Annotated in this window: 7 protein-coding genes; 5 read left to right on the top strand and 2 right to left on the bottom strand. The window is 73.4% G+C overall.

Annotated features, from left to right (window positions below):
• Positions 1-12: 12 nt before the first annotated feature.
• Entirely contained in the window at positions 13-1,932 is a 1,920-nt protein-coding gene (locus tag ACGFNV_RS23195; protein ID WP_393625181.1) for an NAD-binding protein, read from the bottom strand.
• 218 nt (positions 1,933-2,150) lie between these two features.
• Here ACGFNV_RS23195 and ACGFNV_RS23190 point away from each other — a divergent pair, with 218 nt between their 5' ends.
• The 5 genes from ACGFNV_RS23190 (at position 2,151) to ACGFNV_RS23170 (ending at position 7,241) form a co-directional block, all read left to right on the top strand.
• Positions 2,151-3,185, top strand: coding sequence for a permease (locus ACGFNV_RS23190; protein ID WP_393624874.1), 1,035 nt, complete (start codon positions 2,151-2,153; stop codon positions 3,183-3,185).
• Complete coding sequence (locus tag ACGFNV_RS23185; RefSeq protein WP_393624873.1) at positions 3,182-3,937, top strand: TIGR03943 family putative permease subunit; 756 nt, start codon at positions 3,182-3,184, stop codon at positions 3,935-3,937. The genes ACGFNV_RS23190 and ACGFNV_RS23185 overlap by 4 nt, the downstream gene beginning before the upstream one ends.
• Before the next feature lie 40 nt (positions 3,938-3,977).
• Positions 3,978-5,045: a trypsin-like peptidase domain-containing protein gene (locus ACGFNV_RS23180; RefSeq protein WP_393624872.1), complete on the top strand. Its 1,068-nt coding sequence runs from the start codon at positions 3,978-3,980 to the stop codon at positions 5,043-5,045.
• Positions 5,046-5,172: 127 nt separating this feature from the next.
• On the top strand, positions 5,173-5,337 hold the full coding sequence (locus tag ACGFNV_RS23175; protein ID WP_393624871.1) for a hypothetical protein: 165 nt from the start codon (positions 5,173-5,175) through the stop codon (positions 5,335-5,337).
• 38 nt (positions 5,338-5,375) lie between these two features.
• Positions 5,376-7,241, top strand: coding sequence for an HEXXH motif domain-containing protein (locus ACGFNV_RS23170; RefSeq protein ID WP_393624870.1), 1,866 nt, complete (start codon positions 5,376-5,378; stop codon positions 7,239-7,241).
• Between the two features lie 49 nt (positions 7,242-7,290).
• On the opposite strand, the gene fxsT is transcribed toward ACGFNV_RS23170, so the two are convergent.
• The gene (gene fxsT / locus ACGFNV_RS23165) at positions 7,291-11,331 is read right to left on the bottom strand and encodes an FxSxx-COOH system tetratricopeptide repeat protein (protein ID WP_393624869.1); all 4,041 of its coding nucleotides are present in this window, start codon (positions 11,329-11,331) and stop codon (positions 7,291-7,293) included.
• Positions 11,332-11,522 lie beyond the last annotated feature (191 nt).

Below are 11,522 nucleotides of genomic sequence, written 5' to 3'. Positions count from 1 at the left end.
AGCCCCCTGGGGTCACGTGCCCGCCCGCTCCCGCGGCCGCCGCCCCAGCAGCTCCGCCAACCCCCTCCGCGTGGCGGCGAGAATCACCCGGTCCGAGCCCTGCAACACGTAGGACTCGGGCAGGTCCCACACCAGCCCCGAAGCCCGGACCTCGTCCTCCGCGTCCTGCCCCGTCCCGCCCTCCTCCCGGAGGGACCCCCGGTCCAGCGCCAACACCCGCCACGCCCCCGCCCGGAACGCCTCCGCCACCGTCCGCCCCTCCAACTGCGCGTGCCCGCCCACCTGGAGCGCGGCGAACAACAACACCCGCCGCTCCACCGGAATCGCCCCCAGGATCTGCCGCCCGAGCATCGCCCCGGCGAACGCGGGCGCCGCCAGATGGGACACGCTCCGACTCCGGGTGAGCGCATGCGGATGCGCGGCCCGCAGGGTGCGGTACACCGCCGTCGCGAAGTCGTCGTCGTACAGCCGCAGCACCACCCGCAGATCCGGCCGCAACGTCCGCGCGTACAACGCGGCCTCCAGATTCGTCGTGTCCGAACTGGTCACCGCCAGCAACGCGTGCGCCCGGTGGATCTTGGCGGCCTCCAGCACCCCCTCCTGCGTGACATCCCCCAGCACCACCGGCACCCTGAGCCGCCGAGCCGTGGCCAGCCCCCGCGCCTCGGGCCCCGCCTCGACGCACACCACGGGAATGTCCAACTCCCGCAGCCGGGTCAGCACCCGCGTCCCGATCTTCCCCAGCCCCAGCAGCACCACATGCCCACCCAGCCCCCGAGGCGGCTTCCGCAACGCGCCCGCGGTCCGGAAGGTCCCCAGCGCCTCCAGCACAGCCGCCAGCAGCACGGGAAGCAGCAGCAACCCCACGAGCCCGGACAGCAGCTGAAGCACCTGCCGCTCGGTGGACGCCCCGATCGCCGGATCGTTGATGGAGAACAGATCCAGCAGCGTCAGATACAGCGCCCCCAACGGATGCACCCCGGTGGCCAGCCACAACGCGACCGCGAGCGCCAGCACACACACCACGAGCCCGGCGAGCGACCACCGCAGTCGCCGCGAGAACAGCGAGGCGAACGGCACGACCACCCCGACCCCGCGCCCCGCCGACAACGCGGGCCCGGCGGAGTACGACACCTGCTCCAGGACCACGGTCCCGCGCCCGGTCGCCTCCCGTACCGCCGCCGCGTCGGGCAGCAGCCGCGGCCCGTGCTCCCCACTGCTCTCCGAACCGTCCGCACCGGCCGGATCGTTGCTCGTCGTGGACAGCAGCGCCAGCGTGGCCAGCCCGTGGTCGGCGACCTGGCCCGGCCCGGGCGGCGGCCGGTCCACCGCGCGCAGCAACAGCCCGTCCGTGTGGACGACCTTGGTGGTGCCGGCGACGGCGGTCGCCGCCAGGGCGGGTGCCGCGGTGTCGGCGTCGGAGAGGACGGTGGTGGAGGCGTCGCCCGCCGCGGGGTCCTCGGCGCCCGTCGCCAACGCGGCCGCCTGGTCGAGAAGTTCCTCGATGTGCTGTCCCAGCCGCCGGTTGTACAGCCGCAGCACGAGCCGCAGACGGGGGTTGAGCCGGCGTGCGGTGAGCGCGGCACGGATGTTGGTCTCGTCGTCGTCGTACACGAGCGCCAGCGCCGCCGCCCGCTCCACACCCGCCTCGGCGAGCACGGTCTCGGTGGGCTCGCCGGCCTCCAGCACCCGCTCGTTGCCCGGGGGTTCACCGGTGGCGGCCGCGTTGTTCCCGTTGCCCGCCGCCCGGTTGACCGCCGCGCTCACCACCCGGTCGAGCAGCGCCGCCGACACCGCCCGGGCACGCCCGACCACGGGTGGTCGTACCGTGCGCTCGTTGGGCGGTACGACCAGCGTGACCTGTTCGCCGTAGACACCGCGCAGCTCGGCGGCCAGCCGGTGCGCGAGCCCGTCGTCGCCGCACACCACCATGTGCGCGCCGACGTCGGTCGGCAGACCTTGATTCGGAACGCTTGCCACGAGGGAGAAGACTGCCTTACCGGGACGGGGCGTTCCAGATGGGGTGTGGAACGGCGCTCCGCACCGGAGCCCGGAGCCCGGGGCTCGGGGCTCGGGGCCGACTGAACGCCCGGCTTCCCGGTCCCGTATGAAAGGGGAGGCAGAGCACGGCAATGCGGAGGGACCCGACCGTGGCCATCACCGACGACGCCCCGCCGCGGGCGGACCAGGACCACAGCGGCGGGCCGCCCGGACCGAGCGCACAGCGGCAGGAGAACCGGCGCCTGACCTCCCCGCTGGTCCTGACGATGGTGATGCTGCTGATGGTGGTGGCCCAGTCACCGATCCGCCGCGCCCTGTCCGCGCCGGTGATGCAGAGCTGGATGACGGTGTTCGTGGCGGTGGTCGTGCAGGCCCTGCCGTTCCTGGTGCTCGGAGTCCTGCTGTCGGCGGCGATCGCCGTGTTCGTACCGGCGTCGTTCTTCGCCCGCGCCCTGCCCAAACGGCCCGCGCTGGCCGTCCCGGTGGCCGGTGTGGCGGGCGCGGTGCTGCCGGGCTGCGAGTGCGCGTCGGTTCCGGTGGCCGGGGCGCTGGTCCGGCGCGGGGTGACCCCCGCGGCCGCGCTCGCCTTCCTGCTCTCCGCCCCCGCCATCAACCCGATCGTGCTGACCGCGACCGCCGTCGCCTTCCCCCGTGACCCCGAGATGGTCCTGGCCCGGTTCGCCGCCAGCCTGCTGGTGGCGTGCACGATGGGCTGGCTGTGGCAGCGGCTCGGCCGCACGGACTGGCTGCGCCCGCCGTCGCACTCCTCCTACGAGGGGCAGGGCCGGGGCGCGGCGTTCTGGGGCTCGGTCCGGCACGATGTGATGCACGCGGGCGGTTTCCTGGTCGTCGGCGCCATGGCCGCCGCCACCCTCAAGGCGGTCACGCCCGAGAGCTGGCTGCGGACGGCGGCCGGCAACCCCCTCTTCTCCGTCCTCGCGCTCGCGATCCTCGCGGTGGTGCTGTCGATCTGCTCGGAGGCGGACGCGTTCGTCGCCGCCTCCCTGACCCAGTTCTCCCTCACCGCCCGGCTCGCCTTCCTGGTCGTGGGCCCGATGATCGACCTGAAACTGTTCGCGATGCAGGCGGGGACCTTCGGCCGCGGTTTCGCCGTGCGCTTCGCCCCGGCCACGTTCGTGCTCGCCGTCACCGTCTCGGTGCTGACCGGGGCGGTGCTCCTGTGAACCGCCAGGCACAGGCGGCGGTCCTGTTCCTCCTCGGCGCGGCCCTGCTGCACGCGGGCTTCACCGACCTCTACCTGCGCTACGTCAAGGCGGGCCTGCAACCCCTGCTCCTGGCGTCCGGCGCGGTACTGATCGCGGCGGCGCTGGCGACGGCGTGGTACGAGTGGCGCCGGACCAGGGCGGGCGAAGGGGAGACCGAGCACGGCCACGACGAGCACGCTCATGGTGACGCGGAGGGCCACCGCGAACCCCGCGTCTCCTGGCTCCTCGTCCTCCCCCTCTTCGCCCTCATCCTCGTCGCCCCGCCCGCCCTCGGCTCCTACAGCGCGACCCGCACGGGCACGGCCCTGCAAGAGCCCCTCGCCTACCCCTCCCTCCCGGCGTCCACGGGGCCCCTGCGCCTCGCCGTGGCCGACTACGCGGGCCGCGCGGCCTACGACCACGGCCGCTCCCTCGCCGGTCGCAGCATCGAGATCACCGGCTTCGTCGCCCTGGACCGCGCCGGCACCCCCTACCTGGTGCGCATGGCCCTCAACTGCTGCGCCGCGGACGCCCAGCCGGTCAAGGTCGGCCTGACCGGCCGCATCCCCCCGGTGCTGCAACCCGACACCTGGCTGACGGTGACCGGCACCTACACCGCCCGGCGGACCAGGGACCCGGTCAACGGCGGCCGTATCCCGTTCATCGAGGTCACCGCGGCCAAGCCGGTACCGGTGCCGCACGACCCGTACGACGAGACCTGGAACAACTGACACCGGCGTACCCGTGTGGGGCAACGGGTAAGGGGGCTCCATGGGGGAAACGGGGCAGGGACTGGAGCCGGGGCGGGTCGCCGAGGTGCTGGTGCGAAGGCCGGACGGGGCGCCCGGAGCGCGCGGTTCCGGTTACCGGGTGGGCGAGACGTCCGTGCTGACGGCCGCTCATGTCGTGGGCGGCCCGGTGCGGTCGGTACAGGTCCGCTTCGACGCCGACCTGCCGGGGGAGTGGAGCGCCGACGCCCGGGTGGTCCTGCTGTCCGAGGCCGCGGACGTGGCCCTGCTGGAGCTGTCCTACGTACCCGCCGCCCGGCGTGACCAGGCCCCGCCGCCCCGCTACGCCGCGGTCCCCGACGCCGACGTGGTGCTGCCGTTCACGGCGGTCGGCTTCCCCCGCTTCAAGCTGCGCAAGGACACGCCGAGGCCGTTCCCCGACGACGCGTCACCGGGCCAGTACCGCGACTCCTGCCACCTCTCCGGGACCGTCTCCGTGCTGTCCAACCGCCGCGAGGGCACACTCGAACTGGCCGTCGTCGCCCCGCCCGCCGAGGTCGAACCGGAACGCTCCCCCTGGTCGGGGATGTCGGGGGCCGTGGTGTGGAGCGAGGGTGCCGTGATCGGTGTGGTGAGCGCCCACCACCGTGCCGACGGCCTGGGGCGGCTGGCGGCCCGCCGGGTGGAACGCTGGTACGACACCCTGTCGCCCATCGAACTCGACCTGCTGACCCGCCACGCCGGCCTGCCCCCGCGCGACTCCCTCGGCGCCCCCGGCCAGACCCACCAGGTCAGCTCCCTCGCGCGCCTCCCCACCGACCTGTCCCTACGCGAACTGACGCCCCTCGTCGACGCCCTGACCGCCCTGCCGACCCTGCGCGGCCCCGGCGGCGTGTCCCTCGTCCTGGACAGCATCAGCTCCCAGGTCGCCGCCAACAGCCCACGCGACCCCCGGCTGCGCCTCGACGTCTTCGGCATCGTACGCACCTGCCTGAGCTACCCCGGAACCCTGGACCAGCTCCTGGAAGCCGTACGACTCCTGGAGGGCCCGTCGACGGAAGTGGAACGAGTGAACACCGCCGCGGACCAACTGTCCCGGCACCACAGCTGACTTGATCTCGCGGGCGCGGCGTGGATATGGGGTTTCGCGGGGTGGCCCGCTGGGTCATGATGGTTGAGGCACCGGCAGCGCTGACACATCGTTAACGGGAGGGGACTTGGCAGCCGTGGAGGAACCGATGTCTGCCGTCGAGTCCGCTGTCGTGGATCTCTCGGGAGTCTCTCTCGCAGCGTTGCGCTCCATGGACGACACGGCCGTCGCCGAGTCGCTGGAGCAGCTGCTGCACCACATCGACGGCCCGCAGGCCATCACGGTCTCGTACAACCCGTCCCGCTTCGACTGACTCGACCGAGGGGATCGGCACGGTGCTGTGGAGGACGCGTGGCCGCTGACGCCACGACAACGGGGGATCACCTGACGTTCCACCGGCTCTCGGCGCCCGCCGCCCTGGCCCTCGCGCGCGGTGAGGGCGACGAGGCGGTGACGGACGAGCTGCTGAACGCCGAACGCAGCCGACGGCTGTTGTTGCTACGCGCGTTGGACAGGGAACTCGCCTCGCTCACGCGGGACGAGGGCCCTGCACTGCCGTACGCCGAGGCGTGGGCGCTGCTGGAGCGCGTGCAGCAGAAGGTGCCCGAGGTGTTCGAGGACGTGCTGATGTCCCCGGGGACCGGCATGTGGGTGTCGCTGGCGCTGCGTCGGCTCAGGGGCCGCTCCTACGAGGACGCGCCGACCTGGGTGGTCCTGGGCCATCTGACGGCGCTGGCCGCGGCCGCCGGAGCGCGGGCCGGGCTGGACTTCGAGATCACCGTGCCGGTGCGGCGTGGCCTCGTCCCCCTGCCGACGCTGGGCTGCGCCCGGCTGCCGGTCCCGGAGGACTGGGGCACGGCGCGGGTCGTGGCGCGCGAGGGGTGGCTGCGGATCAGCGCGGGGGGCGGGGACGTCGAGGTCGCCCCGGACGGTGGCGGCGGCCCCGGGTGGCTTGCGGTGCGCCGGTTGTCGCTGGGGTCCGGGGAGCGGGCGAAGACGATGGTGCTGGAGGAGCTGGACCCGTACCGCACGTTCCCCCGGCCGAGTGAGCCACGGCTGCTGTCCGAGGACGAAGCGGAATCCTGGGAGACGCTGCTGGCGGGCGCCTGGGAAGTGCTGCTGCGCGACGAACCGGAGAGTGCCGGGGCGATGCGCCGAGGACTGAAGTCGCTCGCGCCGACCCCGGGGAGAGAAAGGTTTCGGCCGTACAGCGGCACCGCCGGGGACGCGTTCGGCGGGGTCACCGCGTCCCGTCCCGACGACGTGGCCCAGCTGGCCGCGACCCTCCTCCACGAGTTCCAGCACACCAAGCTCGGCGGCCTGATGCACCTGGGCCGGCTGAGCGTGCCCGCCGACCCGCAGACGCCCGAGCAGCTCTTCTACGCCCCTTGGCGCGACGACCCCCGCCCCCTCGGCGGCCTCCTCCAGGGCATCTACGCCTTCCACGGCGTGACCCGCTTCTGGCGCACCCACCGACACGCCGCCGAGCCGGGATACGCGCCCCTGGCCCACTTCGAGTTCGCGCTGTGGCGTGCCCAGGTGTGGCCGACGCTGAACGCGGTGCGCGGGCACGCCCGGCTGACACCGCTGGGCCGCGATGTCCTGGACCGTCTGGGGGAGCGGCTGGCGGAGTGGATGACGGACGAGGTGCCGGAGAGGGAGCTGCGCCTCGCCCTGGAGTGTGCCGCCGACCACCGGGCCCGCTGGCGCGCCCATCACCTGCGGCCGCCCGCCGAGGCCGTCGACGAGGCGGTACGGGCCTGGCGGCGCGGTGACGCGCTGCCGCCCGCCGCCCTGGCCGCCGCGCCCGCGGTCGTTGCCGACACCGAGATGCGGTTCCTGGACGGCGCGGCCGTCCTCGCCCGGCACTGGCTCGCCGATCCCGACGGCGACTGGCGCGACCACGCCGCTTCCCGTGACGGCGACTCCGGGGGCGTCGACGGCGCCGACGCGGCCGACGTCCTGCTGGCCTGCGGCGACCACACCGCCGCCCGCGCCGCCTTCACCGCACGCCTCGCCACGAAGGGCGCCCCGGTGGCCGCGTGGGTGGGTCTGGGACGCACACTCCCCGCCGACACCCCCGCCGCCCGCCTCCTCCGCGACTTCCCGGAGCGGGCCCGCGCCGTCCAGGACGCCCTCCGGGCGACCACGGACGCCGGCGCGGACCCGGTGGCGCTCGCGACATGGCTGGCTGCCGGGGAGCCGACGGCGAAGTAGACGTGGGCGAGGGGGCCGGTTGGTGGAGGCCCCCTCGCCTCGTCTCACCTCACAGCGGCAGCGGGTCGATGTCGCAGTTGGCGCGTTCGCCCGCCCGGAACTGGACCGTCGCCGGATGCGGTGTGCCCGACTCGACCTGGAGGCGGGGAGCGTCGAGCACGCGCTCCATGCGCTCCAGGGTGTCCTCGCGCAGGGCCCTCGCCTGGGCCTCCGCGCCCGTGGCGACGAGGTCCAACGCCAGGTTCCCGGCGCACGCCAGCGTCGTCGGGTGGTCCTCCCCGAACGTCAACCGGCACAGCGCCAGCGTGTCCTCGCCCCGGCGCCGCGCCTCCTCGCGCTGCCCGAGCGCGGCCAGGTCGCTGGCGAGGTTGATGGCGCAGACGAGAGCGAGGGGATGTCCCGCGCCGAGCCGGTCGGTGAGGGAGCCGAGCGCCGTCTCGTCGAGCCGCCGCGCCTCCTCCGCCTGGCCGAGCAGCCGCAGGGTCACGGCGAGGTCGATGTCGGCGGACAGCACATGCGGGTGGTGCGGGTCGTAGATCTGCCGGTACCCCTCGGCCGCCTTGATGCCCCGCGTCCGGGCCGCCTGAAGGTCACCGTTCTGACGCAGCGCCACCGATAGCGTCAGCGCCGCGGACAGGGAGCGCGGGTGGGTCTCGCCGTAGCGCCGGATGAACTGGGCGTGCGCCTCGGTGGCCAGCTCCAGGGAGCGCGCGTGGTCGCCCTCCTTGCGGCAGGACTCGCTCAGCTGGCGCATCGCTTCGACCGTGGCGGGGTTGCCGACGCCGAACACGTCCCGGTACGCCCCTTGCACGGCCTCGTGCAGGGATCGCGCACCCACGTAGTCGCCGGTCTCGCGTACGTCGATGGCCATGGCGTACTCGGTGATCAGCGTCCGCCGGTCGTCCCGTCCGAACAGCCGCAGCTTCAGGCCCAGCGTGCGCCGGTCCAACTCCAGGGCCTGCTGGAAGTCACCGGCGAGGCGCAGGCTCACGCCGAGGTTGTGGGTGATGTTGAGGGTGGTCGGGTCGTCCTCGCCGAACGCCCTGCGCGCCCGTTCGTAGGCGATCTTGTCCAGCTCGGCGCCGGTGGCGAACCTGCCCTCGACCCGTCGTACGGCGGCCTCCAGCTGGATCGCGTCGAGCGCGTCCTCCCGGACGTCGTCGCCGTCGGGCGGGGCTGTGCGCTCGTAGACCTCGCGGAGGTGGGAGACCAGCCGGGCGGCGTCGTCGAAGCGGCCCACCACCCAGTACATGAAGCACAGCCACTGCCCCATCAGCAGCGTCTGCTGGTCCTCCTCACCGAAGATGGTCAGCCAGGACTCCCAGGCCTGCTCGGAGAAGTCGAGCGACACGTCGTGGTCGCCCCAGAAGTACAGGTACTCGGCGACGTTGCGGACCAGTTGGCGCACCCAGGGCTGGTCCGACTTGATCGCGTCGGAGGCGATGACGTGGCTGTACAGCTCCGCGTACCGGGGCCAGCTCCCGGGATTCGAGGGAGTCTTCGGGTCGGCGGCGGCCAGCAGGGTGTGAGCGCCATGACGCATACGGGACTGCTCCTGGGGAGACATGCGGTTGTTCAGGACGAGCTGCACCAACCGATGCATCTCGATCGAGTTCGTACGATGATCGATCCGCGCCAGCGAATACCGGTTCACCTCCCTTATCGCACGCGCAAGCCGGATCGGATCGTTCAGCGCCGCGTCCAGCTCGGGGAAGATGCTGCTGTTCCCGAGCCCCGAGAAGATGGAGCGGGAGATCGGGTCGGGCGCGAAGTAGGAGCACAGCTGCAACAGCCGCAGCGCCGCGGGGCTGCGGGTCTCCAGGTGGTCGAGGGAGACGTTCCAGGCGGCGGCGACGGGGAGTTGGTAGTCCGGCGGAGGGGCGACCTCGAGGAGTTCCATGCGCTTGGACTCGAAGAGGCGGAGGTACTCCGACGCGGGCATGCCGGTCTCCGCGCGCCACGCCGCCGCCTGTTCCAGCGCCAGCGGCAGATCGCCGAGCGCCTCGGCCAGCCGGTCGGCCTCCTCCTCCTGGAGGGGCGGGCCGGAGCGGCGCAGCAGTTCCTTGCTCTCCTCGCGGGTGAAGACGTCCACCTCGAGGGAGCCGCCGACCTGTCCCCAGCGCCGGTTGCGGGAGGTGACGAGGATCGTGCCGTTGCCGCCCTGGGGGAAATAGTGGCGGACCTGTTCGGGGTTGTCCGCGTTGTCGAAGATCAGCAGCCAGCGCGAGTACGGCCGTCCCTCCCGCAGCGCCTCCCGGACCGCGGGGCCCGCGATGTTCGCCTCGGGGGAGGTCTCCAGGCCCAGCCGCTGCGCCAACTCCACCAGCGCCTGGCCGATCTGGCCGGGCCGCTCGGCGGGGATCCACCACACGACGTCGAAGTCACTCTGGTGGCGGTAGGCGTACTCGATGGCGAGCTGTGTCTTGCCGACGCCGCCCATGCCGTGGATGGCCTCCGGCAGTACCGTCGTCGTGCCCTCCCGCAGCCGCTGGTCGAGCAGCTCCAGCAGGGCGGAGCGCCCGGTGAAGTTCGGATTGCGGGGCGGCAGATTCCCCCAGACACGCGGTTGTGCCGTGCGGTCCCCCTCCACGGTCCGCTGGGGTGTTGTCGACATCTGAGGGGCTCCTTCGGAAGCGGTCCGGGACGCGCGCGCCGCTTCGGGGCCGACCGCCGCCGAGGTCGGGCCCGACGGCGCTGGTCCCGTCGGAATGCGTGATGGTTTCTCCAGGCTGACTGCGTATCGCCGATCGTGCCAGCTCAGCACCTTCGCCAACATGGCGGCACGCTGGGCGTACCTGCCCGACAGGGCTCGTAGAGCGGTCAGCTCCACGCGGAGGAAAGCGATGTTGCGGCGGTTGACGCGGGGCATCGCCAGGGTGTCCAGCGGTTCTTGTGGAGAGGGCAACAACGCGCCGCTCGACCGGTGTTCGGCGAACAGCGCGCGTACGTCGTGAAGTACCCGTGCGGTGGCGCTGCGGCGGCCCAGCGCCAGCAGTTCCTCCCGGGTGTTCGGGGCGAACGTGAAGGTCACGTCCGCCGGGCCCTCGCCCTCCGTACGGGTGGGCCGGACCAGTCCGCTCATCAGCAGCTCGGAGACATGGACGGGGCCCGCTTCCGGGGTGGTGTCGACGACCCTGCGGATGGCGGGCAGGCTCAGTGGCGCGGCGGCCAGCCGGGTGGCGAGCGCGAACGCCGTGGGGCTGGCGGCGGCGCGGAAGTCGGAGACCCGTTCGGCGGCGGGCACCGTGCTGTGCGGGTCGGGCACGTCCTCGGCCCAGGGCAGGCCGCGTGCCGCATCGGGCCTGCGCTTCCACTCCCTGGCCTGGATGGCGGCCAGGTCCAGCCACTCGGGCTCCCGCCCGGACACCAGCCGGGTCAGGGCCTCGGCCCAGCGGTTGGTGAGGGCGAGGACGGGGACGACGACCGGGGCGGACGCGGCCTCGGAGGAGTCGTCCGGAGCGTCGGTCCCGGCGCCGGCCCCCGCCTCCACGCCGGCTCCGGCCTCGGCCTCCGTGTCGGCCCCCGCCTCCGGGGCGGGTGTCTCGGGCGCGTCCCGTAACCCGGCCGGAACCTCCCGCTCCGCCCAGTCCCAGGCGCTGTTGGCCGACCATGGGCGGGCTGCGCGGATGCGGACCCGGTACACGTCGAGTCCGGTGCGGAACCACAGGTGCTGGGGGAGCAGATGCACCACGGCGACGGGGCAGGCGCGCCCCCACTCGCGCAGCAGCGGCTGCACGGCGCCGAGCCGCCACCCGAGTGCCAGCGCGTCGGTCAGCACCAGGACCACCCGGCGCACGTCGGCCGGCGGGGCACCGAGGGGTTCCTCCGGGGCCACCCGGGCCGGGTCGGTCTCGTCGGTGCCCAGGAGTCGTAACACCCGCACCCGGGTGAAGTCCCCCGCCTGGCGGAGCTCTTCGGCCAGGTCGTCGACGGCCCGGTCCCACACCCGCATCGTCGGATGGGCGTCGATGACGAGGACCGCCTCGGCGGGCTCGGGCCCGTCCGGCTGCGCGAGCCTGCTCAGGACGTGGGCGGCCTCCCGTCGCGCCCGCGCCGCCTGCGCCGGTCGCCGACCGTCGTCATCGTGCATGGGAGCTCTCAAGGCGTCGCGGGGACGGCGAGAGTGACGCGGAGTCGCGCAGACCCCGGGCATGCGTGACATCCACGGGCAAAGCCTTGCAGTGCGTCCACCTCCGAGGCAAGTACGTACGGGGGCTCATGCACAGGGTGCGCACAAGCACGCCGGAGGCAGGAAGACCGGCGCGGCACCGACACCTGCCG

Source organism: Streptomyces sp. NPDC048751, from assembly GCF_043198595.1.
Lineage (GTDB): Bacteria > Actinomycetota > Actinomycetes > Streptomycetales > Streptomycetaceae > Streptomyces.
This window is presented reverse-complemented; position numbering and strand designations above follow the sequence as displayed.